Origin of the sequence: Streptomyces sp. NPDC000345, assembly GCF_042898825.1 — a bacterium.
In the GTDB taxonomy this organism is placed as follows: domain Bacteria; phylum Actinomycetota; class Actinomycetes; order Streptomycetales; family Streptomycetaceae; genus Streptomyces.
The window spans coordinates 742,649-767,684 of record NZ_JBIAZE010000001.1 but is presented as its reverse complement, the minus strand read 5'-3'; the positions used below and the strand labels follow the sequence as shown (position 1 = coordinate 767,684).

Below are 25,036 nucleotides of genomic sequence, written 5' to 3'. Positions count from 1 at the left end.
TGGTGGCACAGCCTGAGCTGAGCACCTGAGAGAGGGCCCGTACGACTCCGGTCGTACGGGCCCTCTCGCCTGTCCGGGTCGCACGGATGTGCGGCGGGTGAACCCTTGACGAACGTTGCCCCGCGTTCCCCGTGAGGCAGCTGTGACCCGCCTAGCCTGGCCGGAATGTCTGGCCTGCCTCTCATACGCACCGCACAGCCGCTGCGCGCACCGCTCACGGTGCCCCCGCCGCCGGCCCGCCGCGAGCGGCGCCCCCGCCTGTACGCCCTCGACGGCATCCGGCTCCTCGCCGCCCTCATGGTCGCGGTCCACCACTACGCCGGCACCCGCCGAGTGAACCGGCCGGGCAACCCGGTCTGGGACCGCCCGACGTCGGACATCATGCCGACGGTCTTCCACGTCGCCGCCTACGGCTGGATCGGCGTCGAGATCTTCTTCGTGATCAGCGGGTTCGTGATCTGCATGTCGTGCTGGGGGCGGACACCGCGCCAGTTCTTCGTCTCGCGGGTCATCAGGCTCTACCCCGCCTACTGGTTCGCGGTGCTGTTCACGACGGGCGTGCTGGTGGCGCTGCCGGGGGTCTGGGAGCGGCTGCGGCCGCGGGACGTTCTGCTGAACCTGACGATGCTGCAGTCGGGTTCGGGCGTGCGGAACGTGGACGGCGTCTACTGGACCCTGTGGTCCGAACTGCGCTTCTACCTGCTGTTCCTGGTCGTGGTGTGGATGGGCCTGACCTACCGCCGGGTGGTGCTGTTCTGCTGCGTCTGGGGCACGGCGGCCATGCTCGCGCCGGTCGCGCGGCTGCCCCTGCTGGAACTGGTCGCCGACCCGGAGGCCGCCTGGTACTTCATCGCCGGCCTCGCCCTGTACCTGATGCACCGCTTCGGTCAGGACCTGCTCCTGTGGGGCATCCTCGCGATGGCCTGGCTCATGGGCCAGAGGGAACTGGGCCAGCGGATCGACGAGGTCGAGCACGTGGGCAGCTGGCGGGGCGCGCTGGCCGTCTTCACGGTGTTCCTGCTGGTCATGCTCGCCGTGGCGCTCGGCCTCACGGACCGCGTCCGCCGGCGCTGGCTGGTGACGGCGGGAAGCCTGACGTACCCCCTCTATCTGATGCACTACGCGGCGGGCACAGCCGTCATCAGCCGCCTGCGCGACACCATGGACGCCCGGCTCCTCCTGGCCTCGCTCCTGGCCGGCTTCCTGGTCCTGAGCTGGGCGGTACACCGCTTCGTGGAGCGCCCGGCGGCCGGAGCGGTGAAGCGGGGGCTGGAGAGGTCGTTCGCCCGGGTGCGGGGTGCGTGACAGGCGGTGGCCCGGGAGGCGCGGCGGCCCTGCCCGGGCCGGCTGTGAAGCGACGACGAGGTCTGACGTCCGAACGTCCGGACGCGGAATGCGGGGGGTGTCACCCAGGGGCGTTTGACCTACGTCACGCTGCGGGTATTCTCTCCGGCTCGATTGGCGGAGGTGCTGCCCCGTATGGCAGACTAGCGGGGTTGCTCGGTCGAGTGTTGATGCTGCGCGCCTCCCGTCGGGAGGACCGGAAGCGAGTCCCACAGTACTCGTCGCCCTAACTGCCGCGAGGCAGCGCTGGGGCGGACGTACGGGAATCTTTCGGGAAGTGCGGTGCTGCACCGGCCAGGCACCCGGTGGACCTTCGTCCCCGGCTTGCGGTTCCGGAAGGGCCGTGTGCATTCCCTGCAGGGATGTTCGAACAAGGGGCATCTGTGTCAGCGGGAGCGCGACACGCCCGACCGCGTGGGTCGGAGAAACGAGACAGGAACACCGGGTTCCAGAGCGTTACGAGAGACAGGACTACTGAGTAGCCATGGCGGGACAGAAGATCCGCATCCGGCTCAAGGCCTACGACCACGAGGTCATCGACTCCTCGGCGAAGAAGATCGTCGAGACGGTGACCCGCACTGGTGCGTCGGTCGCGGGCCCGGTGCCGCTGCCCACTGAGAAGAACGTGTACTGCGTCATCAAGTCGCCGCACAAGTACAAGGACTCGCGCGAGCACTTCGAGATGCGCACGCACAAGCGCCTGATCGACATCCTCGACCCGACGCCCAAGACCGTTGACTCTCTGATGCGACTCGACCTCCCGGCCGGTGTCGACATCGAGATCAAGCTCTGAGGGTCGGTGATCTGAGAATGGCTAAGCAGATCAAGGGCATCCTGGGCGAGAAGCTCGGCATGACGCAGGTGTGGGACGAGAACAACCGCGTTGTTCCGGTCACCGTCGTCAAGGCCGGCCCCAACGTCGTGACCCAGGTCCGTACGAACGACGTCGACGGCTACGAGTCCGTCCAGATCGCGTTCGGCGAGATCGACCCGCGCAAGGTGAACAAGCCCCTCAAGGGCCACTTCGCCAAGGCCGACGTCACTCCCCGCCGCCACCTCGTCGAGATCCGTACCGCTGACGCCAGCGAGTACACCCTCGGCCAGGAGATCACCGCCGAGGTGTTCGAGGCCGGCATCAAGGTCGACGTGACCGGCAAGAGCAAGGGCAAGGGCTTCGCCGGTGTCATGAAGCGTCACAACTTCAAGGGCCTCGGCGCCGGTCACGGCACCCAGCGCAAGCACCGCTCGCCCGGTTCCATCGGTGGCTGCGCCACCCCGGGCCGCGTGTTCAAGGGCCTCCGCATGGCGGGTCGCATGGGCAACGAGCGTGTCACCACCCAGAACCTGACCGTCCACGCCGTTGACGCGGAGAAGGGTCTGCTGCTCATCAAGGGCGCGGTTCCCGGTCCGAACGGCGGCCTCGTCCTGGTCCGCACCGCGGCCAAGGGGGCCTGAGGTAACCGATGAGCACTGTTGACATCCTTTCGCCTGCCGGCGAGAAGACCGGTAGCGTCGAGCTCCCCGCGGAGATCTTCGGCGTGGAGAAGGTCAGCATCCCGCTGATCCACCAGGTCGTCGTCGCGCAGAACGCGGCTGCCCGTCAGGGCACGCACAAGACCAAGACCCGTGGCGAGGTCCGTGGTGGTGGCAAGAAGCCTTACCGCCAGAAGGGCACCGGCCGCGCCCGTCAGGGCTCGACCCGCGCGCCGCAGTTCGCCGGTGGTGGCGTCGTGCACGGTCCCGTGCCGCGCGACTACTCGCAGCGGACCCCGAAGAAGATGAAGGCTGCCGCCCTGCGTCACGCCCTCACCGACCGGGCCCGCCACAACCGCATCCACGTCGTCACCGGCGTGATCGAGGGCGAGACCCCCTCCACCAAGGCCGCTCGCACGCTGTTCGGCAAGATCTCGGAGCGCAAGAACCTGCTCCTGGTCGTCGAGCGCGCCGACGAGGCCGCGTGGCTGTCCGCCCGCAACCTGCCCCAGGTCCACATCCTGGAGCCGGGCCAGCTGAACACGTACGACGTGATCGTCTCGGACGACGTGGTCTTCACCCAGGCCGCTCTCGAGTCCTTCGTCGCCGGCCCGAAGGCCAACGACACCGAAGGGAGCGAGGCCTGATGGCTACGCGTCACCCGAGCATCGCCTCCAAGGCGGCCAAGGCCGCCAAGGCCGCGCGCGTCGCCAAGGCGAAGCGCCACGCCACCGAGGGCAAGAACACCGTCGAGACCCCGCTGAGCAAGGCGTACACGGACCCCCGTGACGTGCTGCTCAAGCCGGTCGTCTCGGAGAAGAGCTACGCGCTCCTCGACGAGAACAAGTACACGTTCATCGTCGACCCGAACGCCAACAAGACCCAGATCAAGCAGGCCGTCCAGGCGGTCTTCTCGGTCAAGGTCACCGGGGTCAACACGATCAACCGCCAGGGCAAGCGCAAGCGGACCCGCACGGGCTTCGGCCAGCGCGCCGCCACCAAGCGCGCGATCGTGACCCTCGCCGAGGGCGACCGTATCGACATCTTCGGCGGTCCGACCGCGTAAGCGGGTCGGATCGTCCGGTATCGGACGAGGACTGAGAAATGGGAATCCGCAAGTACAAGCCGACTACGCCGGGCCGCCGTGGCTCCAGCGTCGCCGACTTCGTCGAGGTCACGCGGTCCACGCCGGAGAAGTCGCTGGTCCGCCCCCTGCACAGCAAGGGCGGCCGTAACAATTCCGGTCGTGTGACCGTTCGCCACCAGGGTGGCGGACACAAGCGCGCCTACCGCGTGATCGACTTCCGTCGTCACGACAAGGACGGCGTGCCGGCGAAGGTCGCGCACATCGAGTACGACCCCAACCGCACCGCGCGCATCGCGCTGCTGCACTACGCCGACGGCGAGAAGCGCTACATCCTCGCCCCGCGCAACCTGCAGCAGGGTGACCGCGTCGAGAACGGTCCCGGGGCCGACATCAAGCCGGGCAACAACCTGGCCCTCCGCAACATCCCGGTCGGTACCACGATCCACGCGATCGAGCTCCGTCCCGGTGGCGGTGCCAAGTTCGCCCGCTCCGCCGGTGCCTCCGTGCAGCTGCTCGCGAAGGAGGGCTCGATGGCCCACCTCCGCATGCCCTCCGGTGAGATCCGCCTGGTCGACCAGCGCTGCCGCGCCACGGTCGGCGAGGTCGGCAACGCCGAGCAGAGCAACATCAACTGGGGCAAGGCCGGCCGCAAGCGCTGGCTGGGCGTTCGCCCGACCGTCCGTGGTGTCGCGATGAACCCGGTCGACCACCCGCACGGTGGTGGTGAGGGCAAGACCTCCGGTGGTCGCCACCCGGTCTCCCCGTGGGGTCAGAAGGAAGGTCGTACTCGTTCGCCGAAGAAGGCTTCGAACAAGTACATCGTCCGCCGCCGCAAGACGAACAAGAAGCGCTAGGAGCGGGTTTAGATGCCGCGCAGTCTCAAGAAGGGGCCCTTCGTCGACGACCACCTGATCAAGAAGGTGGACGCCCAGAACGAAGCCGGCACCAAGAACGTCATCAAGACCTGGTCCCGTCGCTCCATGATCGTGCCGGCCATGCTCGGCCACACGCTCGCGGTGCACAACGGCAAGACCCACATCCCGGTGTTCGTCACCGAGTCGATGGTCGGTCACAAGCTCGGCGAGTTCTCGCCGACGCGCACCTTCCGGGGTCACGTCAAGGAAGACCGGAAGTCGAAGCGCCGCTAGCAGCGGATCGCATTCAGACACGTAAGTAACTCTGAAGGGACAACCATGGAAGCCAGGGCCCAGGCGCGGTACATCCGCGTCACGCCCATGAAGGCCCGCCGTGTGGTGGACCTCATCCGTGGCATGGACGCCACGGAGGCCCAGGCTGTTCTGCGATTCGCTCCGCAGGCAGCCTCCGTGCCCGTCGGCAAGGTGCTCGACAGCGCCATCGCCAACGCCGCGCACAACTACGACCACACGGACGCCAGCTCGCTGTTCATCAGCGAGGCGTACGTCGACGAGGGTCCGACCCTGAAGCGGTTCCGTCCGCGCGCCCAGGGCCGTGCCTACCGGATCCGCAAGCGGACCAGCCACATCACCGTGGTCGTCGCCAGCAAGGAAGGAACCCGGTAATGGGCCAGAAGGTTAACCCGCATGGGTTCCGGCTCGGCATCACCACCGACTTCAAGTCGCGTTGGTACGCCGACAAGTCGTACAAGGACTACGTCAAGGAAGACGTCGCCATCCGTCGGATGATGACGTCCGGCATGGAGCGCGCCGGCATCTCCAAGGTGGAGATCGAGCGCACCCGTGACCGTGTCCGCGTGGACATCCACACCGCGCGTCCGGGCATCGTCATCGGCCGCCGCGGCGCCGAGGCCGACCGTATCCGCGGCGACCTGGAGAAGCTGACCAAGAAGCAGGTCCAGCTCAACATCCTCGAGGTCAAGAACCCGGAGACGGACGCTCAGCTGGTGGCCCAGGCCGTCGCCGAGCAGCTCTCCTCCCGCGTCTCCTTCCGTCGGGCCATGCGCAAGAGCATGCAGTCCGCCATGAAGGCCGGCGCCAAGGGCATCAAGATCCAGTGCGGTGGCCGCCTCGGCGGCGCCGAGATGTCCCGCTCGGAGTTCTACCGCGAGGGCCGCGTGCCCCTGCACACGCTCCGCGCGAACGTGGACTACGGCTTCTTCGAGGCCAAGACGACCTTCGGCCGCATCGGTGTGAAGGTCTGGATCTACAAGGGCGACGTCAAGAACATCGCCGAGGTCCGCGCCGAGAACGCCGCTGCCCGCGCCGGCAACCGCCCGGCCCGTGGTGGCGCCGACCGCCCGGCCCGTGGTGGCCGCGGTGGCGAGCGTGGCGGTCGCGGTCGTAAGCCGCAGCAGGCTGCTGCCGAGGCCCCCAAGGCCGAGGCTCCCGCCGCTCCGGCTGAGAGCACCGGAACGGAGGCCTGACCGACATGCTGATCCCCCGTAGGGTCAAGCACCGCAAGCAGCACCACCCGAAGCGTCGCGGTGAGGCCAAGGGCGGTACGACGGTCGCGTTCGGCGAGTACGGCATCCAGGCCCTCACGCCGGCGTACGTGACCAACCGCCAGATCGAGGCGGCCCGTATCGCGATGACCCGCCACATCAAGCGTGGCGGCAAGGTCTGGATCAACATCTACCCGGACCGCCCCCTCACCAAGAAGCCTGCCGAGACCCGCATGGGTTCCGGTAAGGGTTCGCCGGAGTGGTGGATCGCGAACGTGCACCCGGGCCGGGTCATGTTCGAGCTGTCCTACCCGAACGAGAAGATCGCCCGTGAGGCCCTCACTCGCGCCGCTCACAAGCTGCCGATGAAGTGCCGGATCGTCAAGCGCGAGGCAGGTGAAGCGTGATGTCGGCCGGTACCAAGGCGTCCGAGCTGCGCGAGCTGGGCAACGAGGAGCTTCTGGCGAAGCTCCGCGAGGCCAAGGAAGAGCTGTTCAACCTCCGCTTCCAGGCGGCGACCGGACAGCTTGAGAACCACGGCCGTCTGAAGGCGGTCCGCAAGGACATCGCGCGGATCTACACCCTGATGCGCGAGCGTGAGCTGGGCATCGAGACGGTGGAGAACGCCTGATGAGCGAGAACAACGTGACTGAGAACGCAGAGGCGCGCGGCTTCCGCAAGACCCGTGAGGGTCTCGTCGTCAGCGACAAGATGGACAAGACCGTCGTCGTCGCCGTCGAGGACCGCGTCAAGCACGCGCTGTACGGCAAGGTCATCCGCCGTACGAACAAGCTCAAGGCGCACGACGAGCAGAACGCCGCGGGTGTCGGCGACCGCGTCCTCCTGATGGAGACCCGGCCGCTGTCCGCGACGAAGCGCTGGCGCGTCGTCGAGATCCTCGAGAAGGCCAAGTAGGTAATTCCCGCAAGGGAATTCCAAAAAGTACGTTCCTGCGGGGCATTCCTCGCAGGACAGTTCCGCCAGGCTCCGGGAGCCGCTCCGCTGAGCGGCTCCCGGGGAACCGGCAGACAAACAGGAGATAGACGTGATCCAGCAGGAGTCGCGACTGCGTGTCGCCGACAACACTGGTGCGAAGGAGATCCTTTGCATCCGTGTGCTCGGTGGCTCCGGTCGCCGCTACGCGGGCATCGGTGACGTCATCGTCGCCACCGTCAAGGACGCGATCCCCGGTGGCAACGTGAAGAAGGGTGACGTCGTCAAGGCGGTCATCGTTCGCACCGTCAAGGAGCGCCGCCGTCCGGACGGCTCGTACATCCGCTTCGACGAGAACGCCGCCGTCATTCTGAAGAACGACGGCGACCCTCGCGGCACCCGCATCTTCGGCCCGGTCGGCCGTGAGCTGCGCGAGAAGAAGTTCATGAAGATCATCTCGCTCGCGCCGGAGGTGCTGTAAGCATGAAGATCAAGAAGGGCGACCTGGTCCAGGTCATCACCGGTAAGGACAAGGGCAAGCAGGGCAAGGTCATCGCGGCCTTCCCCCGCGAGGACCGCGTCCTGGTCGAGGGTGTCAACCGGGTCAAGAAGCACACCAAGGCCGGCCCGACCGCCAGCGGTTCCCAGGCCGGCGGCATCGTGACCACCGAGGCCCCGATCCACGTGTCCAACGTTCAGCTGGTCGTGGAGAAGGACGGTCAGAAGGTCGTCACGCGTGTCGGTTACCGCTTCGACGACGAGGGCAACAAGATCCGCGTTGCCAAGCGGACGGGTGAGGACATCTGATGGCTACCACCACCACTCCGCGTCTCAAGACGAAGTACCGCGAGGAGATCGCGGGCAAGCTGCGTGACGAGTTCAAGTACGAGAACGTCATGCAGATCCCCGGCCTCGTCAAGATCGTGGTCAACATGGGTGTCGGCGACGCCGCCCGTGACTCGAAGCTGATCGAGGGCGCCATCCGCGACCTCACCACGATCACCGGTCAGAAGCCGGCCGTCACCAAGGCCCGCAAGTCCATCGCGCAGTTCAAGCTGCGTGAGGGTCAGCCGATCGGTGCTCACGTCACGCTCCGTGGCGACCGCATGTGGGAGTTCCTGGACCGCACCCTGTCGCTCGCGCTGCCGCGCATCCGCGACTTCCGCGGCCTGTCCCCCAAGCAGTTCGACGGCCGTGGCAACTACACCTTCGGTCTCACGGAGCAGGTCATGTTCCACGAGATCGACCAGGACAAGATCGACCGCGTCCGGGGTATGGACATCACCGTGGTCACCACGGCGACCAACGACGAAGAGGGCCGTGCCCTTCTGCGTCACCTCGGCTTCCCGTTCAAGGAGGCGTGAGCGAGATGGCGAAGAAGGCTCTCATCGCGAAGGCTGCTCGCAAGCCCAAGTTCGGCGTGCGCGCGTACACCCGCTGCCAGCGCTGCGGTCGTCCGCACTCCGTGTACCGCAAGTTCGGCCTGTGCCGCGTGTGCCTTCGTGAGATGGCTCACCGTGGCGAGCTGCCGGGCGTGACCAAGAGCTCCTGGTAATCCCGCTAGTTCAGGGTTACCCGGGCTCTCGGTAAGCATCTGGGTGGGCAGGGCCCATCTCCGCATGCCTTAGGCTTGTGGGGTTGGGCGCCTGTCGCGCCCGTACGACTTACTACGCCGTAGGTCCACCGCGCCGCACCCGTCCCGTCTCGGATCGGGGAGAGGGATGGCGCACCAGGAAACCCCGGCGAGAGAGGCCACAGGCCAATTCATGACCATGACTGATCCGATCGCAGACATGCTGACGCGTCTGCGGAACGCGAACTCGGCGTACCACGACTCCGTGACGATGCCGGCGTCCAAGATCAAGTCGCACATCGCGGAGATCCTCCAGCAGGAGGGCTTCATCACGGGCTGGCGAGTCGAGGACGCCGAGGTCGGCAAGAACCTCACCCTCGAGCTCAAGTTCGGCCCGAACCGTGAGCGCTCCATCGCGGGCATCAAGCGGATCTCCAAGCCCGGTCTCCGGGTGTACGCGAAGTCCACCAACCTGCCGAAGGTGCTCGGCGGCCTGGGCGTGGCGATCATCTCCACGTCCCACGGGCTCCTCACCGACAAGCAGGCCGGCAAGAAGGGCGTGGGTGGGGAAGTCCTCGCCTACGTCTGGTAGCAGAAGGGAACGGAGGAAACAGCTATGTCGCGCATCGGCAAGCTCCCCATCGCGGTTCCCGCCGGCGTGGACGTCACCATCGACGGCCGCACGGTCGAGGTCAAGGGCCCGAAGGGCACGCTGACCCACACCGTTGCTGCTCCGATCGACATCGCCAAGGGCGAGGACGGCACTCTCCAGGTGACCCGCCCCAACGACGAGCGTCAGAGCAAGGCCCTGCACGGCCTGTCCCGCACGCTGGTGGCGAACATGATCACCGGCGTGACCCAGGGTTACGTGAAGAAGCTCGAGATCAGCGGTGTCGGTTACCGCGTGACCGCCAAGGGTTCGAACCTCGAGTTCGCGCTCGGTTACAGCCACCCGATCCTGGTCGAGGCCCCGGAGGGCATCACCTTCAAGGTGGAGACCCCGACCCGGTTCCAGGTCGAGGGCATCGACAAGCAGAAGGTCGGCGAGGTTGCGGCCAACATCCGCAAGCTGCGCAAGCCTGACCCGTACAAGGCCAAGGGCGTCAAGTACGAGGGCGAAGTCATCCGCCGCAAGGTCGGAAAGGCGGGTAAGTAAGCCATGGCATACGGGCAGAAGATCCTGAAGGGCGACGCCTACAAGCGCGCCGCGATCAAGCGCCGTCACATCCGGATCCGCAAGCGGATCTCCGGTACGGCGGAGCGCCCCCGTCTCGTCGTGACCCGCTCGAACCGCCACATCGTGGCGCAGGTGATCGACGACCTCAAGGGCCACACCCTGGCTTCGGCGTCCACGCTGGACACGTCGATCCGCGGTGGCGAGGGCGACAAGTCCGCGCAGGCCAAGCAGGTCGGCGCCCTGGTCGCCGAGCGTGCCAAGGCCGCCGGTGTCGAGGCCGTCGTGTTCGACCGTGGTGGCAACCAGTACGCCGGGCGCATCGCCGCCCTGGCGGACGCCGCCCGCGAAGCCGGGCTCAAGTTCTGAGCCGCTTGTAGCTAGCGGAAAGAGAGAGGTAATCCAATGGCTGGACCCCAGCGCCGCGGAAGCGGTGCCGGTGGCGGCGAGCGGCGGGACCGGAAGGGCCGTGACGGCGGCGCTGCTGCCGCCGAGAAGACCGCGTACGTTGAGCGCGTTGTCGCGATCAACCGCGTCGCCAAGGTTGTGAAGGGTGGTCGTCGCTTCAGCTTCACCGCGCTGGTCGTGGTGGGCGACGGTGACGGCACCGTGGGTGTCGGTTACGGCAAGGCCAAGGAGGTGCCGGCCGCCATCGCCAAGGGCGTTGAGGAGGCCAAGAAGCACTTCTTCAAGGTCCCCCGTATCCAGGGCACCATCCCGCACCCCATCCAGGGTGAGAAGGCTGCCGGCGTCGTGCTGCTCAAGCCCGCGTCCCCGGGTACCGGCGTGATCGCCGGTGGTCCGGTGCGTGCCGTGCTCGAGTGCGCCGGTATCCACGACGTGCTGTCGAAGTCGCTCGGCTCCGACAACGCCATCAACATCGTGCACGCGACCGTGGAGGCCCTGAAGGGCCTGCAGCGTCCCGAGGAGATCGCGGCCCGCCGTGGTCTGCCGCTCGAGGACGTCGCCCCCGCGGCTCTGCTGCGTGCGCGTGCCGGGGCGGGTGTGTGATCATGGCGCAGCTCAAGATCACGCAGACGAAGTCCTACATCGGCAGCAAGCAGAACCACCGTGACACCCTGCGTTCCCTGGGCCTCAAGCGCCTGGGTGACGTGGTCGTCAAGGAGGACCGCCCCGAGTTCCGCGGCATGGTGCACACCGTCCGCCACCTCGTGACGGTCGAGGAGGTCGACTGATCATGGCGGAGAACAACCCGCTCAAGATCCACAACCTCCGTCCCGCCCCGGGCGCCAAGACCGCCAAGACCCGTGTGGGTCGTGGTGAGGCGTCGAAGGGTAAGACGGCCGGTCGTGGTACCAAGGGCACGAAGGCCCGCTACCAGGTTCCGGAGCGCTTCGAGGGTGGGCAGATGCCCCTCCACATGCGTCTTCCGAAGCTGAAGGGCTTCAAGAACCCGTTCAAGACCGAGTTCCAGGTCGTGAACCTCGACAAGCTGGCCGCGCTGTACCCGGAGGGTGGCGAGGTCACCGTCGAGGGGCTCGTCGCCAAGGGTGCCGTTCGCAAGAACAGCCTCGTCAAGGTTCTCGGCCAGGGCGAGATCTCCGTGGCGCTGCAGGTGACGGTCGACGCCGTCTCCGGCTCCGCCAAGGAGAAGATCACCGCCGCCGGCGGTACCGTCACCGAGCTCGTCTGACCGCATCAGGCGTCTCGATGACTTGAGCGATCCCGACCGGGGATACCCCACAAATGGGGTATCCCCGGTTGGTCGTTCCTAGGGGAGCTGTGTCGCGGGTAAGGTGACCAGCACTGCCTACTTTTCACAAGGTTCTCCCCAGCGGGCACCTTGAGCGGCAGTCCGCCGTTACTCATGTCGTTGTTCTTATTGGACCTTCAAGACCGTCACCCTTGACGCAGATGCGCGGGGGTCGCAGGAGGCACCGTGCTCACCGCGTTCGCCCGGGCGTTCAGGACGCCCGACCTGCGCAAGAAGCTGCTCTTCACGCTCGGGATCATCGTGGTCTACCGGGTCGGTACGCACATTCCGATCCCCGGCGTCGACTACACGTCCGTTCAGCGCTGCGTCGACGAGGCGTCCGGCAACCAAGGCCTCTTCGGTCTGGTGAACATGTTCAGCGGCGGCGCGCTGCTGCAGATCACGGTCTTCGCGCTGGGCATCATGCCGTACATCACGGCGAGCATCATCCTTCAGCTGCTGACCGTGGTCATCCCGCGCCTGGAAGCCCTCAAGAAGGAGGGCTCGGCCGGTACGGCGAAGATCACGCAGTACACGCGTTACCTGACCGTGGCGCTGGCCATCCTCCAGGGCACCGGCCTGGTGGCCACCGCCCGCAGCGGCGCCCTGTTCTCCGGCTGCACCGTCGCCAGCCAGATCGTCCCGGACCGCGCGATCTTCACCACCATCGTGATGGTCATCTGCATGACCGCCGGTACGGCCGTCGTCATGTGGCTCGGTGAGCTCATCACCGACCGCGGCATCGGCAACGGCATGTCGATCCTGATGTTCATCTCGATCGCCGCGACCTTCCCGTCGGCGCTGTGGGCCATCAAGAAGTCGGGCACCCTGGCGGACGGCTGGATCGAGTTCGGCACGGTCATCGCGGTCGGTCTGGTCATGGTGGCCCTGGTGGTCTTCGTCGAGCAGGCCCAGCGCCGGATCCCCGTGCAGTACGCGAAGCGCATGATCGGCCGCCGTTCCTACGGCGGTACCTCGACGTACATCCCCCTCAAGGTGAACCAGGCCGGTGTGATCCCGGTCATCTTCGCCTCGTCGCTGCTCTACATCCCGGCTCTCGTGGCCCAGTTCTCCAGCGGGACCTCCAGCTGGAAGACCTGGATCGAGGCCAACCTGACCAAGGGTGACCACCCGATCTACATCAGCCTGTACTTCCTGCTGATCGTTTTCTTCGCCTTCTTCTACGTCGCCATCTCCTTCAACCCCGAGGAAGTGGCCGACAACATGAAGAAGTATGGTGGCTTCATCCCGGGCATCCGGGCTGGCCGACCGACCGCTGAGTACCTTTCCTACGTGCTCAACCGGATCACCTGGCCGGGTTCGCTGTACTTGGGTCTGATCGCTCTCGTCCCGACGATGGCGTTGGTTGGCTTCGGGGCAAGCCAGAACTTCCCGTTCGGCGGGACCAGCATCCTGATCATCGTGGGTGTGGGTCTCGAGACGGTGAAGCAGATCGAGAGCCAGCTCCAGCAGCGCAATTACGAAGGGTTCCTCCGCTGATGCGAATCGTCCTCGTCGGGCCGCCGGGTGCCGGAAAGGGTACGCAGGCCACTCGCCTGGCCGAGAAACTGCGCGTTCCGCACATCTCCACGGGCGACCTGTTCCGCGCCAACATCAGCCAGCAGACCGAGCTCGGGAAACTCGCGAAGTCCTACATGGACGCCGGCAACCTCGTCCCCGACGAGGTGACCATCGCCATGGCCAAGGACCGCATGGAGCAGCCGGACGCCGAGCGCGGCTTCCTGCTGGACGGCTTCCCGCGCAACGTCTCGCAGGCCGAGGCGCTGGACGAGCTCCTCACCACCGAGGGCATCAAGCTGGACGCGGTACTGGACCTGGAGGCCCCCGAGGAGGAGGTCGTCAAGCGGATCGCCGGCCGGCGCATCTGCCGCAACGACTCGGCCCACGTCTTCCACGTGACGTACAAGAAGCCTGCCAAGGAGGGCGTCTGCGACGTCTGCGGCGGCGAGCTGTACCAGCGGGACGACGACTCCGAGGAGACCGTCCGGACGCGGCTCGAGGTCTACCACACGCAGACCGAGCCGATCATCGACTACTACAAGGCCCAGGGCCTCGTGGTGACCATCGAGGCCATGGGCCCGGTGGAGGACGTCACCGGCCGCGCGCTGGCGGCGCTGAAGCGTGAGGGCGACGACCAGTAGTCGTCGGCCTGGTACGGCCGTGGAGTCCGCCCGGACACCACGGCCGTACTGTTGTGTACGTAACCCACAGACCTGAGTGACGGAGAGCGCAGGCCCCCCATGGTGCAGATCAAGAGCCCCGAGCAGATCGCCAGGATGCGCGCGGCGGGGCTGGTCGTCGCCGCCATCCACGCGGCGACGCGGGAAGCGGCGGTGCCCGGGGCGACGACCAAGGACCTGGACGAGGTCGCGCGCAAGGTCCTCGCGGAGCACGGAGCCAAGTCGAACTTCCTGGGCTACGGCGGCTTCCCGGCGACGATCTGCACCTCGGTGAACGACGTGGTCGTCCACGGCATCCCGTCCGACGAGGTCGTCCTCAAGGACGGCGACATCATCTCCATCGACTGCGGCGCGATCGTGGACGGCTGGCACGGCGACGCGGCGTACACGGCGTTCGTGGGCTCCGGTCACGCCCCGGAGCTGATCGAGCTCTCGCGGGTGACGGAAGAGTCCATGTGGGCCGGTATCGCCGCGATGAAGCAGGGCAACCGTCTGGTGGACGTCTCCCGGGCCATCGAGACGTACATCCGCCGCCAGCCCAAGCCCGGCGGCGGCCGGTACGGGATCATCGAGGACTACGGCGGCCACGGCATCGGCACCGAGATGCACATGGACCCGCACCTGCTGAACTACGTCGACCGCAGGCGGGGCAAGGGCCCCAAGCTGGTCCCCGGCTTCTGCCTGGCGATCGAGCCGATGGTCTCCCTGGGCACTCCCCGCACCGAGGTCCTGGACGACGACTGGACGGTCATCACCACCGACGGCACCTGGTCCTCGCACTGGGAGCACTCCGTCGCCCTGACGGAGGAGGGTCCGCTGGTGCTGACGGCGCCCGACGGCGGCAGGGCGAAGCTGGCCGAGCACGGGGTCACGGCCGCGCCGGATCCGCTGGCGTAATGATCTCCTCCTCGGGGCAGACTGCCTCGATTCGTGTTTCCGGGTGCGCTGACGTAGACTGACTCGTCGGCTCTTGTGCACCCGCATGCCTGCATGCTCGCGGAGAGTCGATCAAGGTAGTCGATTCGAAGGGCGAAGCGTGGCCAAGAAGCAAGGTGCCATCGAGATCGAGGGCACTGTCGTCGAGTCTCTTCCGAACGCCATGTTCAAGGTCGAGCTCCAGAACGGCCACCAGGTCCTGGCACACATCAGCGGCAAGATGCGCATGCACTACATCCGCATCCTCCCTGACGACCGGGTCGTGGTGGAGCTGTCTCCGTACGACCTGACGCGTGGCCGGATCGTCTACCGGTACAAGTAGATCTTGCCCCTGCCCCGTGCGCCGTCCGGCGTGCGGGGTTGCCGGCAACTGACCCGGAGAACCTCACATCCCATGAAGGTCAAGCCGAGCGTCAAGAAGATCTGCGACAAGTGCAGGGTGATCCGCCGTCACGGTCGGGTCATGATCATTTGCGAGAACCCGCGCCACAAGCAGCGCCAGGGCTGATCGCACACGGATCACACCCTCTGCATCGATATCGCAGAGACTTCGCGCGACGCGAGCTGAAATGTTCATACGCAGGACCCAGGCGGGGGTTTTTCCTTGCCTGACACCCCCGGTTCGGAGGCCGGGGACCCAGTTCGTACCTGGTACGGCGGCTGGGATCCGGTTCTGTGGAAGACCTCCGAAGATCACCAGGAGCCATTGAATGGCACGCGTTTCCGGTGTTGACATCCCGCGCGACAAGCGCGTGGAGGTCGCCCTCACCTACGTGTTCGGCATCGGCCGGACCCTCTCGCAGGAGACGCTGGCTGCGACCGGCGTCGACCCGAACACCCGCGTTCGCGACCTCTCCGAGGAGCAGCTCGTCGCGATCCGCGAGTACGTCGACAACAACATCAAGACCGAGGGTGACCTCCGTCGCGAGATCCAGGCCGACATCCGCCGCAAGGTCGAGATCGGCTGCTACCAGGGTCTCCGTCACCGTCGCGGTCTGCCCGTCCGCGGTCAGCGCACCAGCACCAACGCCCGCACCCGCAAGGGCCCGCGTCGCGCCATCGCCGGCAAGAAGAAGCCGGGCAAGAAGTAGTCCGCAGCGGACTCGCCGTCCAGCGGTCTTCGCTGTAGGACCGACCACCTCCCGTAGGAGTAATAGATGCCCCCCAAGGGTCGTCAGGGCGCTGCCAAGAAGGTGCGCCGCAAGGAAAAGAAGAACGTCGCGCACGGCCAGGCGCACATCAAGAGCACGTTCAACAACACGATCGTGTCCATCACGGACCCGGCCGGAAACGTGATCTCCTGGGCCTCCGCCGGCCACGTCGGCTTCAAGGGCTCGCGCAAGTCCACGCCGTTCGCCGCGCAGATGGCCGCCGAGTCGGCCGCCCGTCGCGCGCAGGAGCACGGCATGCGCAAGGTCGACGTCTTCGTCAAGGGCCCGGGCGCCGGTCGTGAGACCGCGATCCGTTCCCTGCAGGCCACGGGCCTCGAGGTCGGCTCCATCCAGGACGTCACCCCGACCCCGCACAACGGCTGCCGTCCGCCGAAGCGTCGTCGCGTCTGACGCACGGCCGACAGGTCTCGGGCTTCTGGGCGGTACGACCCCGTAAAAGGGCCGTATCGCCCGTACCCTTGCAGTACCCGCACTTTTCACCGGGTGCGGTTTCCGTCGGGCGTCAAATAGCGGGCGTCCACGAAAGAAGGATCTGATCACCTCATGCTGATCGCTCAGCGTCCCTCGTTGACCGAAGAGGTCGTCGACGAGTTCCGCTCCCGGTTCGTGATCGAGCCGCTGGAGCCGGGCTTCGGCTACACCCTCGGCAACTCCCTGCGCCGTACGCTCCTGTCGTCGATCCCGGGTGCGGCGGTCACGTCCATCCGCGTCGACGGTGTCCTGCACGAGTTCACCACCGTGCCGGGCGTCAAGGAGGACGTCACCGACCTGATCCTGAACATCAAGCAGCTGGTCGTCTCCTCGGAGCACGACGAGCCGGTCGTGATGTACCTGCGCAAGCAGGGCCCGGGTCTGGTCACCGCCGCCGACATCGCGCCCCCGGCCGGTGTCGAGGTGCACAACCCCGACCTCGTCCTCGCCACGCTCAACGGCAAGGGCAAGCTGGAGATGGAGCTCACGGTCGAGCGCGGCCGCGGTTACGTCTCCGCCGTGCAGAACAAGCAGGTGGGCCAGGAGATCGGCCGTATCCCGGTCGACTCCATCTACTCGCCGGTTCTGAAGGTCACGTACAAGGTCGAGGCCACCCGTGTCGAGCAGCGCACCGACTTCGACAAGCTGATCGTCGACGTCGAGACCAAGCAGGCGATGCGTCCGCGTGACGCCATGGCGTCGGCCGGCAAGACGCTGGTCGAGCTGTTCGGTCTCGCCCGCGAGCTCAACATCGACGCCGAGGGCATCGACATGGGCCCGTCCCCCACGGACGCCGCCCTGGCCGCCGACCTGGCGCTGCCGATCGAGGAGCTGGAGCTCACCGTTCGGTCGTACAACTGCCTCAAGCGCGAGGGCATCCACTCCGTGGGTGAGCTCGTCGCCCGTTCCGAGGCCGACCTCCTGGACATCCGCAACTTCGGTGCGAAGTCCATCGACGAGGTCAAGGCGAAGCTGGCCGGCATGGGCCTGGCCCTGAAGGACAGCCCGCCCGGATTCGACCCCACGGCCGCCGCCGACGCCTTCGGCGCCGACGACGACGCGGACGCGGGTTTCGTGGAGACCGAGCAGTACTGATCGGTCGTTGCCGGTGAGCATCCGCTCATCGGGTTCCTGACCCCGGTACCTGATACGGCCGGGGCAGACACACAGGAGAAGAACCATGCCGAAGCCCACCAAGGGTGCCCGTCTGGGCGGCAGTGCCGCGCACGAGAAGCTGCTCCTCGCGAACCTCGCGAAGTCGCTGTTCGAGCACGGCCGCATCACCACCACCGAGGCGAAGGCCCGCCGTCTGCGGCCGTACGCCGAGCGTCTGATCACCAAGGCGAAGAAGGGCGACCTTCACAACCGCCGTCAGGTGCTCCAGGTCATCACGGACAAGGGCGTCGTCCACACGCTCTTCACCGAGATCGGCCCGCGCTACGAGAACCGTCCGGGTGGCTACACCCGCATCACCAAGATCGGTAACCGCCGTGGCGACAACGCGCCCATGGCTGTCATCGAGCTGGTCGAGGCGCTGACGGTGGCGCAGCAGGCGACCGGTGAGGCCGAGGCCGCGACCAAGCGCGCGGTCAAGGAGGCCGAGGAGACCAAGGCCGAGGAGACCAAGGTCGAGGACGCGGCTCCGGCCGCGGACGAGGCCGCGGAGGCTCCGGCCGAGGAGGCCAAGGACGCGTAAGCGTTCTGCCGGGGGCTGTCCGTCGTCGGCTGCGGCGCCGTCGCGGCCGGTCGCGCAGTTCCCCGCGCCCCTTCAGGGCGTTGGCGGGCCCGTTCCTTATCAGGAGCGGGCCCGCCTTTGTGTTCTTGAGAGGATCTCTGTGTGAGTGACGAAGTTCAGCCCGGTCATGTCCGTGTCCGCCTCGACCTGTCCTACGACGGGACCGACTTCTCCGGGTGGGCCAAGCAGGCCGGGGGCCGGCGGACGGTGCAGGGGGAGATCGAGGACGCCCTGCGGACCGTCACGCGGTCGGGGGGGACCACGTACGAGCTGACGGTGGCCGGGCGGACCGACGCGGGGGTGCACGCGCGGGGCCAGGTCGCCCATGTCGACCTGCCGGAACACGTCTGGCGTGAGCATCACGAGAAGCTGCTGAAGCGGCTCGCCGGGCGGCTGCCCCGGGACGTACGGGTGTGGGCCCTGCGGGAGGCCCCCAGCGGCTTCAACGCCCGTTTCTCGGCGGTCTGGCGGCGCTATGCCTACCGGGTCACCGACAATCCCGGCGGGGTCGATCCGCTGCTGCGCAACCACGTCCTGTGGCACGACTGGCCGCTCGACGTCGACGCCATGAACGAGGCCGCCCGGCGGCTCCTCGGGGAACACGACTTCGCCGCCTACTGCAAGCGGCGGGAGGGCGCCACCACGATCCGTACGCTGCAGGAGCTGAGCCTGGTCAAGGGCGAGGACGGGATCATCACCGCGACCGTGCGCGCCGACGCCTTCTGCCACAACATGGTGCGCTCGCTGATCGGGGCGCTGCTGTTCGTGGGGGACGGGCACCGGGGGCCGGAGTGGCCGGGGAAGGTGCTGGCCGCCGGCGTACGCGACTCGGCCGTGCATGTCGTACGGCCGCACGGGCTGACGCTGGAGGAGGTCGGCTACCCGGCCGACGAGCTCCTGGCCGCCCGTAACAAGGAGGCCAGGAACAGGCGGACGCTGCCGGGCACGGCCGCGGGCTGCTGCGGGTAGGCCCTGCCCGGCCGCGTCGGGGTCAGCTGTTCGCGGCCGCCGACGCCTGGGCCTGGCCGCGGCGGTTGATCTGCTGGAAGGTGAACTCGGCGAGGTCGTCACCCATGGTGAAGGCCGCCGTGTCCTTCGTGGTGACGTCCTTGCCGCCGGTGAAGCCGGTGATCGTGAAGTAGGCGTAGCGGCCGTAGGAGTTGGTCGTCGAGCGGCAGATCGCGCCGTTGCAGAAGGCCTTCACGCCGCCGCCGGTGAGGGCCTTGACGATGCTCTTGCTGTCGGCCTGGCTCTTGACCTTCAGGGCCTGCGCCTCGGTGTCGAAGACGGCCACCCCGACCGTCACCGCCAGGTTGCCCTTGGTGTACGTGACGCGCATCAGGCGCGTGCAGCCGTTGGCGGTGAGGACCTTCGGCAGGGTGCCCTGGACCGCCGTGGTGCAGGTCTTGGCGTCGGCGGTCGGGCCCTTCTTGTAGACGTTCGACCCCATGGTCAGCTGGGTGCCGGGGAACATCAGGTCCGGGCTGTTGGCCGCCTTGTCCTTGGCCTTGCTGGAGACGAACTCCTTCGGGTCCAGCGGCGGCGGGGCGCTGGTCGGGGCGAAGGACGGGGTGCCGGACGCGCTGGGCAGGTCGGCGGTCGGGGGCAGCGAGGACGTCGGCCGGTTGGCCTCGTCACCGCCGTCCGCGTTCACCACGCCCATGGCGACGGCGGCGCCTATGCCGATCGTGGCCAGCGCGCCCCCGCCGATGAAGAGCAGCCGGCGGCGCTTGTTCCGCGTCTCGGACGCCTCGGCCAGTGCGGCCCAGTCCGGGCTCGCTCCGTCGCTGCCGCTCCACGGCTGCTGGGAGTTCGGTTTCCACGGATCCCACTGGGACTGAGGTCCCCCCTGCCCATAGCTCATGGGGCGCATCTTAGACGGGAGGCGAGGGGTGCCGGTGTGTCCGCGGCCCGGCCGCCCGGGACCTTTCCGGCACGGGCGCACAACTCGGTCGTCCGGGCGGTGGGGCGGGCTCGTTTTGACCCGGTCGTGGAAACCCGGGTATCCTGCATCTTCGTTGTGTATTGGCTTGCTCATTCTCACGGGACGGGCCCTTACACCGGTCCACCGGGCCGATGACCAGCGACCAGCACGCGGTTTGCGTCACCGCAGTGCGGTCAGGGCTGTCGTGATCGTCTTCGGTGACCTTGTCAGGACCACTCACTCGAAGCGAAGGCTACGAACCGTGCGTACGTACAGCCCCAAGCCCGGCGATGTGACGCGCCAGTGGCACGTCATCGACGCTCAGGACGTTGTCCTGGGCCGTCTCGCCAGCACCGCCGCCTCCATTCTGCGCGGCAAGCACAAGCCGATCTACGCCCCCCACGTCGACACCGGTGACTTCGTCATCATCATCAACGCCGACAAGGTGCACCTGTCCGGCAACAAGCGGACCCAGAAGATGGCGTACCGCCACTCCGGCTACCCGGGTGGTCTGCGCTCCGTCCGCTACGACGAGCTGCTGGACAAGAACCCGGAGAAGGCCATCGAGAAGGCCGTCAAGGGCATGCTCCCGAAGAACTCGCTGGGCCGTCAGATGCTCTCGAAGCTGAAGGTCTACAAGGGTGACCAGCACCCGCACGGCGCGCAGCAGCCGCAGCCGTTCGAGATCACCCAGGTCGCGCAGTAACACCGGCCAGACCAAACCGAGCCAAGAGAATCTGAGGAATCACCGTGGCCGAGACCACTGCCGAGCAGCCGCTCGAAGAGCTTGACATCGACAGCTACACCACCGAGTCCGAGGTCCCCGTCGAGGGCGAGTACACCTCGGAGTCGCTGGCCTCCCGCTTCGGCGACCCGCAGCCGGCCGCCGGCCTGGGCCGTCGCAAGAACGCCATCGCCCGCGTCCGGATCGTTCCGGGCACCGGCAAGTGGAAGATCAACGGTCGCACCCTCGAGGACTACTTCCCGAACAAGGTGCACCAGCAGGAAGTCAACGAGCCGTTCAAGGTTCTCGAGCTCGAGGGCCGCTACGACGTCGTCGCCCGCATCGCCGGTGGCGGTGTCTCCGGTCAGGCCGGTGCGCTCCGTCTCGGTGTCGCCCGTGCGCTGAACGAGGCGGACGTCGACAACAACCGCGGCGCGCTGAAGAAGGCCGGCTTCCTCCGCCGCGACGACCGCGCGGTCGAGCGGAAGAAGGCCGGTCTGAAGAAGGCCCGCAAGGCTCCGCAGTACAGCAAGCGCTAAGCTTCGCTGCCTGCTCGTACGTGTACGGAGCGAGCTCCGGCTCGCTCCCTGCGTACTCCGAACGCCCCGGCGGCACGCCACAGTGCCGTCGGGGCGTTCGTTTTCTCACCATCGTGGGCGTATAACGGCACAAGGTGCTCAAAGGCTTGTGTGATCGGATGTTCAAGGCATCAAATGCCTGAATGCGGGAGCCGCCGCAGCTCATTCGACGCCCCCGCACGGCTTTTGAAACTGATGCTTCCTCAGGAGGACAAGTGGGACGACTCTTCGGCACGGACGGCGTGCGCGGTGTCGCCAACGCGGATCTGACGGCCGAGATGGCGCTCGGTCTGTCCGTCGCGGCCGCGCACGTGCTGGCCGAGGCGGGCACCTTCGAGGGTCACCGGCCGGTGGCTGTCGTGGGACGGGACCCGCGCGCGTCCGGGGAGTTCCTGGAGGCCGCCGTCGTGGCCGGCCTCGCCAGCGCCGGCGTGGACGTGCTGAAGGTCGGCGTGCTGCCGACGCCCGCCGTGGCCTATCTCACCGGGGTGCTCGGCGCCGACCTCGGCGTGATGCTCTCCGCCAGCCACAACGCCATGCCCGACAACGGCGTCAAGTTCTTCGCGCGCGGCGGCCACAAGCTCGCCGACGAGCTCGAGGACAAGATCGAGAACGTGTACGAGGAGCACCGGCGCGGTGAGCCGTGGGAGCGGCCGACCGGCGCCGGGGTCGGCCGGGTGCGGACGTACGACGAGGGGTTCGACCGGTACGTCGCCCACCTGGTCGCCGTACTGCCGAACCGGCTCGACGGGCTGAAGATCGTGCTCGACGAGGCGCACGGCGCTGCCGCCCGGGTGTCGCCCGAGGCGTTCACGCGGGCGGGCGCGGAGATCGTGACGATAGGTGCCGCGCCGGACGGGCTCAACATCAACGACGGGTGCGGATCGACGCATCTGGAGAAGCTGAAGGCCGCCGTCGTCGAGCACGGCGCGGACTTCGGCGTCGCCCACGACGGGGACGCGGACCGGTGCCTCGCCGTGGACCACACCGGCGCGGAGATCGACGGCGACCAGATCCTCTCCGTGCTGGCGCTGGCCATGCGGGAGCGGGGGGCGCTGCGGTCGGACACCGTCGTCGCCACCGTCATGTCCAACCTCGGCTTCAAGCTCGCCATGGAGCGGGAGGGCATCCACCTCGTCCAGGCGGCGGTCGGGGACCGGTATGTGCTGGAGGAGATGAAGGAGCACGGGTACGCGCTGGGCGGCGAGCAGTCCGGGCACGTGATCATCCTCGATCACGCGACCACCGGGGACGGGACGCTGACCGGGCTCATGCTCGCCGCCCGGGTCGCGGAGACCGGGCGGTCGCTGCGGGACCTGGCCTCCGTGATGGAGCGGCTGCCCCAGGTGCTGATCAACGTGCCCGACGTCGACAAGTCCCGGGTGTCCTCCTCCACGGAGCTCGCCGCGGCCGTCGCCGACGCGGAAGGGGAGCTCGGCTCCACCGGGCGGGTGCTGCTGCGGCCGTCGGGTACCGAGCCGCTCGTACGCGTCATGGTCGAGGCCGCGGACATCGACCAGGCCCGCTCGGTCGCCGCCCGACTGGCCGACGCGGTGAAGTCCGCGCTGGGCTGAGTACGCGGCTGAACGCGGATCCGCGTGGGGGACCGGCGTCCTGGCGGCGCCGGTCGCTCACGGCTCGGGTGACGTCTGCGCGTTCAGCCCTGAGCCTGCGCCTCGGCCTCTGCGACCGCGATCGTGATGCCGAGTGCTCTGGCGATGTTGCCCGCTGCCGTCATGACGCGGGCCGTGCCCACGATGGGGGCGATGGCGACCAGGACATCCTGCAGTTTCTCGGCGGTGAGGCCGGCCTGGACGGCCGGGTCGAGGTTGGCGACGTAGGAGATCGGCGGGGCGTCCGAAGCGGCGAGGGCCGCGATCCGGGTGAGCATGAACGTGTCCTGGGTCAGCCCGCACCGCTCGATCGAGTCGACCGTCATCGCGGCGAGGGTGTCCAGCACGGGGGTTTCGGATGCTGTGGCCATGGTGAAGCGCCTCCTGTTGGTGTCGCGAGGGGGGAGATCATCCGGCGGCAGCACACAAAGGCTCTCCACTCGGTGCAGCGCCTACCACTCGACCGTAAGACCGTTTCCCGCGGCTCGCCTGCCGAGGGACGGCCGGGCGCTCCGGGGACGTGTCGCGTCGTCCGCACCCTCGGTCGTGGTCTCCGAAGCGTCGGACACGGCCTACGACCCCTTCGGCGCGGCGGGATCCGCCTGATGCGGACTGCCGGGTCCGCCGTGACCGGTGGCGCGGTGTCCCGCGCCGCCGTGGCGTCGCAGCGCCCACAACGCGACGGGGGCTGCCGCCCCGACCATCGCGGAGGCCAGGCACAGGCCGGCCTGGTAGCCGGAGAGGAAGGCGTCCGCGGTGCCGGAGCCCGCGGCGGTCGCGGCGTGCTCGACGAACGACACCATCGCGCCCACGAAGGCGATCCCGACGACTCCGGACGCCTCGCGGATGGCGCTGAACAATCCGGCGGCGATACCGGAAAGGTGATCGGGCGAGGATTCCAGCGCGCGGGTGGTCAGTGGAACGGCCAGCGCTGAGCCGAGGCCGATGGTCGAAAGTCCCGGAAGAATAGGGATGAGGCTTCCCCGGGAGCTGCCGAGGGCGACCATCAGCAGCCCGAGGCCCACCATGAGCAGGCCCACGGCGGAGATTCGTCCGTCTCCCCAGCGGCGTGCCGTCCTGGCAATGAAGGGGGCGGCGACGAGCAGCGAAAAAGCGACGGGGACAAACGCCAGTCCGGCCGACGTCGGGGCCAGACCGAGACCGTTCTGCAGGAATTGGGACGTGAAGAAATAGACCCCGCTCACGCTCAGCCCCCACAGCAACTGCGTGATGATTCCGCCGACGAAGGGCCGTTGCCGAAAGAGAAGCCGCAGCGCGGTGTTCCGGCCCAGCGTCACCTCGTACGACAGGCCGACGGCCGAGGCGACGAAAATGACCCCCGACATGGCCACGGGAACGCTGACGAAGCCCCTTTCGGGCCCTTCGATCAGACAGTGCGCGAGGGCCGCCAGCGCGCAACAGGCCAGGGCGACCACGCGAAGGGAAAGGGGGGCCGGCGGCGCGGCCGAGGAGCGGGCCGCGGGGGCGCGCCGGGGGACGACGCAGCCGACGAGCAGACTCACGCATCCGAAGGGCACGTTCATGGCGAACACGGACTCCCAGCCCAGGTGCTGCGTCATGACACCGGAGACCACGGGTCCCAGGGCCAGCGCCGAGGCCAGCGTGGCGGTCATCGCGCTGAAGGCCGCGTTGCGCACGCGGGGCGGCAGATCGTGCGACAGCACCGCCAGTGAGGCCGGCAGGATCAGTGCCGCGCCCGCTCCCTGAAGCCCCCGGCAGGCGATCAGGACCACCCCGGAGACCGCCGTGCCGCACCCGGCCGAGGCGAGGGTGAAGACGGCGACGCCGAGCAGCAGCGTCGCCCGCCGCCCGGCCGTGTCGGCCAGATGTCCGCCCAGCAGGAGAAAGCTGGCGAGGACGAGCTGATAAATGGCCGCCACCCACTTCAAGTCGGCCTCGCTCAATGCGAGTTCGGCTTGGATTTGAGGCAGTGCCACATTGACGATGGTGTTGTCCAGGGCCGTCATGAACGACGGCAAAAGG

At 67.7% G+C, this 25,036-nt stretch carries 38 protein-coding genes; 35 read left to right on the top strand and 3 right to left on the bottom strand.

The genetic code is table 11. The features are described 5' to 3' along the window. Positions 1-165: 165 nt before the first annotated feature. From ACFY30_RS03565 to truA, 32 genes are all read left to right on the top strand, one after another. Complete coding sequence (locus tag ACFY30_RS03565) at positions 166-1,305, top strand: acyltransferase family protein (protein WP_390843488.1); 1,140 nt, start codon at positions 166-168, stop codon at positions 1,303-1,305. A gap of 523 nt (positions 1,306-1,828) precedes the next feature. Beyond that, entirely contained in the window at positions 1,829-2,137 is a 309-nt protein-coding gene (rpsJ, locus tag ACFY30_RS03560) for a 30S ribosomal protein S10 (protein WP_003948644.1), read from the top strand. A gap of 17 nt (positions 2,138-2,154) precedes the next feature. Then, a complete protein-coding gene (gene rplC / locus ACFY30_RS03555; protein WP_020135811.1) occupies positions 2,155-2,799 on the top strand; it encodes a 50S ribosomal protein L3 in 645 nt (214 codons plus the stop codon). An 8-nt stretch (positions 2,800-2,807) separates the two neighbouring features. Next, the gene (rplD, locus tag ACFY30_RS03550) at positions 2,808-3,464 is read left to right on the top strand and encodes a 50S ribosomal protein L4 (protein ID WP_390658125.1); all 657 of its coding nucleotides are present in this window, start codon (positions 2,808-2,810) and stop codon (positions 3,462-3,464) included. Next, positions 3,464-3,883: a 50S ribosomal protein L23 gene (gene rplW, locus ACFY30_RS03545; protein ID WP_390658127.1), complete on the top strand. Its 420-nt coding sequence runs from the start codon at positions 3,464-3,466 to the stop codon at positions 3,881-3,883. Before rplD ends, rplW begins: the two co-directional genes overlap by 1 nt. Before the next feature lie 38 nt (positions 3,884-3,921). Beyond that, complete coding sequence (rplB, locus tag ACFY30_RS03540; RefSeq protein ID WP_030788280.1) at positions 3,922-4,758, top strand: 50S ribosomal protein L2; 837 nt, start codon at positions 3,922-3,924, stop codon at positions 4,756-4,758. 12 nt (positions 4,759-4,770) lie between these two features. After that, a complete protein-coding gene (gene rpsS / locus ACFY30_RS03535) occupies positions 4,771-5,052 on the top strand; it encodes a 30S ribosomal protein S19 (protein WP_023547380.1) in 282 nt (93 codons plus the stop codon). Positions 5,053-5,097: 45 nt separating this feature from the next. Next, complete coding sequence (gene rplV, locus ACFY30_RS03530; RefSeq protein WP_003998827.1) at positions 5,098-5,445, top strand: 50S ribosomal protein L22; 348 nt, start codon at positions 5,098-5,100, stop codon at positions 5,443-5,445. Beyond that, the gene (gene rpsC, locus ACFY30_RS03525) at positions 5,445-6,266 is read left to right on the top strand and encodes a 30S ribosomal protein S3 (RefSeq protein WP_390658130.1); all 822 of its coding nucleotides are present in this window, start codon (positions 5,445-5,447) and stop codon (positions 6,264-6,266) included. The genes rplV and rpsC overlap by 1 nt, the downstream gene beginning before the upstream one ends. A 5-nt stretch (positions 6,267-6,271) precedes the next feature. Next, positions 6,272-6,691: a 50S ribosomal protein L16 gene (rplP, locus tag ACFY30_RS03520; RefSeq protein ID WP_030788270.1), complete on the top strand. Its 420-nt coding sequence runs from the start codon at positions 6,272-6,274 to the stop codon at positions 6,689-6,691. After that, positions 6,691-6,915: a 50S ribosomal protein L29 gene (gene rpmC / locus ACFY30_RS03515; protein WP_007494763.1), complete on the top strand. Its 225-nt coding sequence runs from the start codon at positions 6,691-6,693 to the stop codon at positions 6,913-6,915. The genes rplP and rpmC overlap by 1 nt, the downstream gene beginning before the upstream one ends. Continuing rightward, positions 6,915-7,199: a 30S ribosomal protein S17 gene (gene rpsQ / locus ACFY30_RS03510; RefSeq protein ID WP_067249205.1), complete on the top strand. Its 285-nt coding sequence runs from the start codon at positions 6,915-6,917 to the stop codon at positions 7,197-7,199. Before rpmC ends, rpsQ begins: the two co-directional genes overlap by 1 nt. Before the next feature lie 130 nt (positions 7,200-7,329). Next, positions 7,330-7,698 carry a 50S ribosomal protein L14 gene (gene rplN, locus ACFY30_RS03505; protein ID WP_003998823.1) on the top strand — a complete coding sequence of 123 codons (369 nt, stop codon included), beginning with the start codon at positions 7,330-7,332 and terminating at the stop codon, positions 7,696-7,698. Positions 7,699-7,700: 2 nt separating this feature from the next. Then, entirely contained in the window at positions 7,701-8,024 is a 324-nt protein-coding gene (gene rplX, locus ACFY30_RS03500; protein ID WP_020941676.1) for a 50S ribosomal protein L24, read from the top strand. Continuing rightward, positions 8,024-8,581 (top strand): 50S ribosomal protein L5, encoded by a 558-nt coding sequence (gene rplE / locus ACFY30_RS03495; RefSeq protein WP_360741260.1) that lies wholly within the window; start codon positions 8,024-8,026, stop codon positions 8,579-8,581. Before rplX ends, rplE begins: the two co-directional genes overlap by 1 nt. 5 nt (positions 8,582-8,586) lie before the next feature. Further along, complete coding sequence (locus tag ACFY30_RS03490; RefSeq protein ID WP_003956452.1) at positions 8,587-8,772, top strand: type Z 30S ribosomal protein S14; 186 nt, start codon at positions 8,587-8,589, stop codon at positions 8,770-8,772. A 211-nt stretch (positions 8,773-8,983) separates the two neighbouring features. Further along, complete coding sequence (gene rpsH / locus ACFY30_RS03485; RefSeq protein ID WP_116148541.1) at positions 8,984-9,382, top strand: 30S ribosomal protein S8; 399 nt, start codon at positions 8,984-8,986, stop codon at positions 9,380-9,382. 24 nt (positions 9,383-9,406) lie between these two features. After that, positions 9,407-9,946, top strand: a complete 540-nt coding sequence (gene rplF / locus ACFY30_RS03480) for a 50S ribosomal protein L6 (RefSeq protein ID WP_390658132.1) — start codon at positions 9,407-9,409, stop codon at positions 9,944-9,946. A 3-nt stretch (positions 9,947-9,949) separates the two neighbouring features. Beyond that, entirely contained in the window at positions 9,950-10,333 is a 384-nt protein-coding gene (gene rplR / locus ACFY30_RS03475) for a 50S ribosomal protein L18 (protein WP_019980869.1), read from the top strand. 36 nt (positions 10,334-10,369) lie between these two features. Beyond that, the gene (gene rpsE, locus ACFY30_RS03470; RefSeq protein ID WP_058923758.1) at positions 10,370-10,975 is read left to right on the top strand and encodes a 30S ribosomal protein S5; all 606 of its coding nucleotides are present in this window, start codon (positions 10,370-10,372) and stop codon (positions 10,973-10,975) included. Between the two features lie 2 nt (positions 10,976-10,977). Further along, positions 10,978-11,160 (top strand): 50S ribosomal protein L30, encoded by a 183-nt coding sequence (gene rpmD, locus ACFY30_RS03465; RefSeq protein WP_009190145.1) that lies wholly within the window; start codon positions 10,978-10,980, stop codon positions 11,158-11,160. A 2-nt stretch (positions 11,161-11,162) separates the two neighbouring features. After that, positions 11,163-11,618: a 50S ribosomal protein L15 gene (gene rplO / locus ACFY30_RS03460; protein WP_003974249.1), complete on the top strand. Its 456-nt coding sequence runs from the start codon at positions 11,163-11,165 to the stop codon at positions 11,616-11,618. A gap of 246 nt (positions 11,619-11,864) precedes the next feature. Next, positions 11,865-13,178 carry a preprotein translocase subunit SecY gene (gene secY / locus ACFY30_RS03455; protein WP_390658133.1) on the top strand — a complete coding sequence of 438 codons (1,314 nt, stop codon included), beginning with the start codon at positions 11,865-11,867 and terminating at the stop codon, positions 13,176-13,178. After that, on the top strand, positions 13,178-13,840 hold the full coding sequence (locus ACFY30_RS03450) for an adenylate kinase (protein ID WP_390843487.1): 663 nt from the start codon (positions 13,178-13,180) through the stop codon (positions 13,838-13,840). The genes secY and ACFY30_RS03450 overlap by 1 nt, the downstream gene beginning before the upstream one ends. Positions 13,841-13,939: 99 nt before the next feature. Next, entirely contained in the window at positions 13,940-14,776 is an 837-nt protein-coding gene (map, locus tag ACFY30_RS03445; protein ID WP_390843486.1) for a type I methionyl aminopeptidase, read from the top strand. A 139-nt stretch (positions 14,777-14,915) separates the two neighbouring features. Further along, positions 14,916-15,137, top strand: a complete 222-nt coding sequence (gene infA, locus ACFY30_RS03440) for a translation initiation factor IF-1 (protein WP_003948620.1) — start codon at positions 14,916-14,918, stop codon at positions 15,135-15,137. A 72-nt stretch (positions 15,138-15,209) separates the two neighbouring features. After that, positions 15,210-15,323, top strand: coding sequence for a 50S ribosomal protein L36 (gene rpmJ / locus ACFY30_RS03435; RefSeq protein ID WP_004984509.1), 114 nt, complete (start codon positions 15,210-15,212; stop codon positions 15,321-15,323). A gap of 202 nt (positions 15,324-15,525) precedes the next feature. Further along, positions 15,526-15,906: a 30S ribosomal protein S13 gene (gene rpsM, locus ACFY30_RS03430; protein WP_030788235.1), complete on the top strand. Its 381-nt coding sequence runs from the start codon at positions 15,526-15,528 to the stop codon at positions 15,904-15,906. 66 nt (positions 15,907-15,972) lie between these two features. Continuing rightward, on the top strand, positions 15,973-16,377 hold the full coding sequence (gene rpsK, locus ACFY30_RS03425; RefSeq protein ID WP_010354218.1) for a 30S ribosomal protein S11: 405 nt from the start codon (positions 15,973-15,975) through the stop codon (positions 16,375-16,377). A 153-nt stretch (positions 16,378-16,530) separates the two neighbouring features. Next, positions 16,531-17,553: a DNA-directed RNA polymerase subunit alpha gene (locus ACFY30_RS03420; protein ID WP_053661878.1), complete on the top strand. Its 1,023-nt coding sequence runs from the start codon at positions 16,531-16,533 to the stop codon at positions 17,551-17,553. 85 nt (positions 17,554-17,638) lie between these two features. Beyond that, positions 17,639-18,154 (top strand): 50S ribosomal protein L17, encoded by a 516-nt coding sequence (rplQ, locus tag ACFY30_RS03415; RefSeq protein ID WP_390843485.1) that lies wholly within the window; start codon positions 17,639-17,641, stop codon positions 18,152-18,154. Positions 18,155-18,295: 141 nt separating this feature from the next. Further along, positions 18,296-19,162: a tRNA pseudouridine(38-40) synthase TruA gene (gene truA / locus ACFY30_RS03410; protein ID WP_390843484.1), complete on the top strand. Its 867-nt coding sequence runs from the start codon at positions 18,296-18,298 to the stop codon at positions 19,160-19,162. A 22-nt stretch (positions 19,163-19,184) separates the two neighbouring features. Here truA and ACFY30_RS03405 read toward each other — a convergent pair whose 3' ends face one another. Next, the gene (locus ACFY30_RS03405) at positions 19,185-20,057 is read right to left on the bottom strand and encodes a hypothetical protein (RefSeq protein WP_390843483.1); all 873 of its coding nucleotides are present in this window, start codon (positions 20,055-20,057) and stop codon (positions 19,185-19,187) included. Positions 20,058-20,379: 322 nt separating this feature from the next. On the opposite strand from ACFY30_RS03405, the gene rplM reads away from it, so the two are divergent. The 3 genes from rplM to glmM all read left to right on the top strand — a co-directional run bounded on the left by rplM (position 20,380) and on the right by glmM (position 22,993). Continuing rightward, positions 20,380-20,823, top strand: a complete 444-nt coding sequence (rplM, locus tag ACFY30_RS03400; RefSeq protein WP_137303147.1) for a 50S ribosomal protein L13 — start codon at positions 20,380-20,382, stop codon at positions 20,821-20,823. Positions 20,824-20,867: 44 nt separating this feature from the next. Continuing rightward, positions 20,868-21,380, top strand: coding sequence for a 30S ribosomal protein S9 (rpsI, locus tag ACFY30_RS03395; protein ID WP_390658139.1), 513 nt, complete (start codon positions 20,868-20,870; stop codon positions 21,378-21,380). A 254-nt stretch (positions 21,381-21,634) separates the two neighbouring features. Further along, a complete protein-coding gene (gene glmM / locus ACFY30_RS03390) occupies positions 21,635-22,993 on the top strand; it encodes a phosphoglucosamine mutase (protein ID WP_390843482.1) in 1,359 nt (452 codons plus the stop codon). Between the two features lie 83 nt (positions 22,994-23,076). Here glmM and ACFY30_RS03385 read toward each other — a convergent pair whose 3' ends face one another. Next, positions 23,077-23,403, bottom strand: a complete 327-nt coding sequence (locus ACFY30_RS03385) for a carboxymuconolactone decarboxylase family protein (RefSeq protein ID WP_390843481.1) — start codon at positions 23,401-23,403, stop codon at positions 23,077-23,079. 201 nt (positions 23,404-23,604) lie between these two features. Continuing rightward, the gene (locus tag ACFY30_RS03380) at positions 23,605-25,020 is read right to left on the bottom strand and encodes an MFS transporter (RefSeq protein WP_390843480.1); all 1,416 of its coding nucleotides are present in this window, start codon (positions 25,018-25,020) and stop codon (positions 23,605-23,607) included. Between the last annotated feature and the right edge of the window lie 16 nt (positions 25,021-25,036).

Excerpts from the sequence above, each read along its gene's own strand:
- rplW (WP_390658127.1), top strand. The coding sequence starts at position 3,464 with ATGGCTACGCGTCACCCGAGCATCGCCTCCAAGGCGGCCAAGGCCGCC.
- ACFY30_RS03405 (WP_390843483.1), bottom strand. The coding sequence starts at position 20,057 with ATGAGCTATGGGCAGGGGGGACCTCAGTCCCAGTGGGATCCGTGGAAA.
- rplP (WP_030788270.1), top strand. The coding sequence starts at position 6,272 with ATGCTGATCCCCCGTAGGGTCAAGCACCGCAAGCAGCACCACCCGAAG.
- ACFY30_RS03380 (WP_390843480.1), bottom strand. The coding sequence starts at position 25,020 with ATGACGGCCCTGGACAACACCATCGTCAATGTGGCACTGCCTCAAATC.
- rpsQ (WP_067249205.1), top strand. The coding sequence starts at position 6,915 with ATGAGCGAGAACAACGTGACTGAGAACGCAGAGGCGCGCGGCTTCCGC.
- rplB (WP_030788280.1), top strand. The coding sequence starts at position 3,922 with ATGGGAATCCGCAAGTACAAGCCGACTACGCCGGGCCGCCGTGGCTCC.
- rplX (WP_020941676.1), top strand. The coding sequence starts at position 7,701 with ATGAAGATCAAGAAGGGCGACCTGGTCCAGGTCATCACCGGTAAGGAC.
- rpsC (WP_390658130.1), top strand. The coding sequence starts at position 5,445 with ATGGGCCAGAAGGTTAACCCGCATGGGTTCCGGCTCGGCATCACCACC.
- rpmD (WP_009190145.1), top strand. The coding sequence starts at position 10,978 with ATGGCGCAGCTCAAGATCACGCAGACGAAGTCCTACATCGGCAGCAAG.
- ACFY30_RS03490 (WP_003956452.1), top strand. The coding sequence starts at position 8,587 with ATGGCGAAGAAGGCTCTCATCGCGAAGGCTGCTCGCAAGCCCAAGTTC.
- rplO (WP_003974249.1), top strand. The coding sequence starts at position 11,163 with ATGGCGGAGAACAACCCGCTCAAGATCCACAACCTCCGTCCCGCCCCG.
- rplQ (WP_390843485.1), top strand. The coding sequence starts at position 17,639 with ATGCCGAAGCCCACCAAGGGTGCCCGTCTGGGCGGCAGTGCCGCGCAC.
- rplE (WP_360741260.1), top strand. The coding sequence starts at position 8,024 with ATGGCTACCACCACCACTCCGCGTCTCAAGACGAAGTACCGCGAGGAG.
- rplF (WP_390658132.1), top strand. The coding sequence starts at position 9,407 with ATGTCGCGCATCGGCAAGCTCCCCATCGCGGTTCCCGCCGGCGTGGAC.
- rplR (WP_019980869.1), top strand. The coding sequence starts at position 9,950 with ATGGCATACGGGCAGAAGATCCTGAAGGGCGACGCCTACAAGCGCGCC.
- rpsJ (WP_003948644.1), top strand. The coding sequence starts at position 1,829 with ATGGCGGGACAGAAGATCCGCATCCGGCTCAAGGCCTACGACCACGAG.
- rpmC (WP_007494763.1), top strand. The coding sequence starts at position 6,691 with ATGTCGGCCGGTACCAAGGCGTCCGAGCTGCGCGAGCTGGGCAACGAG.
- ACFY30_RS03385 (WP_390843481.1), bottom strand. The coding sequence starts at position 23,403 with ATGGCCACAGCATCCGAAACCCCCGTGCTGGACACCCTCGCCGCGATG.
- map (WP_390843486.1), top strand. The coding sequence starts at position 13,940 with ATGGTGCAGATCAAGAGCCCCGAGCAGATCGCCAGGATGCGCGCGGCG.
- rplD (WP_390658125.1), top strand. The coding sequence starts at position 2,808 with ATGAGCACTGTTGACATCCTTTCGCCTGCCGGCGAGAAGACCGGTAGC.
- rpsH (WP_116148541.1), top strand. The coding sequence starts at position 8,984 with ATGACCATGACTGATCCGATCGCAGACATGCTGACGCGTCTGCGGAAC.
- rplV (WP_003998827.1), top strand. The coding sequence starts at position 5,098 with ATGGAAGCCAGGGCCCAGGCGCGGTACATCCGCGTCACGCCCATGAAG.
- rpsS (WP_023547380.1), top strand. The coding sequence starts at position 4,771 with ATGCCGCGCAGTCTCAAGAAGGGGCCCTTCGTCGACGACCACCTGATC.
- rplC (WP_020135811.1), top strand. The coding sequence starts at position 2,155 with ATGGCTAAGCAGATCAAGGGCATCCTGGGCGAGAAGCTCGGCATGACG.
- rpsK (WP_010354218.1), top strand. The coding sequence starts at position 15,973 with ATGCCCCCCAAGGGTCGTCAGGGCGCTGCCAAGAAGGTGCGCCGCAAG.
- ACFY30_RS03420 (WP_053661878.1), top strand. The coding sequence starts at position 16,531 with ATGCTGATCGCTCAGCGTCCCTCGTTGACCGAAGAGGTCGTCGACGAG.
- rpsM (WP_030788235.1), top strand. The coding sequence starts at position 15,526 with ATGGCACGCGTTTCCGGTGTTGACATCCCGCGCGACAAGCGCGTGGAG.
- ACFY30_RS03450 (WP_390843487.1), top strand. The coding sequence starts at position 13,178 with ATGCGAATCGTCCTCGTCGGGCCGCCGGGTGCCGGAAAGGGTACGCAG.
- rpmJ (WP_004984509.1), top strand. The coding sequence starts at position 15,210 with ATGAAGGTCAAGCCGAGCGTCAAGAAGATCTGCGACAAGTGCAGGGTG.
- ACFY30_RS03565 (WP_390843488.1), top strand. The coding sequence starts at position 166 with ATGTCTGGCCTGCCTCTCATACGCACCGCACAGCCGCTGCGCGCACCG.
- rpsE (WP_058923758.1), top strand. The coding sequence starts at position 10,370 with ATGGCTGGACCCCAGCGCCGCGGAAGCGGTGCCGGTGGCGGCGAGCGG.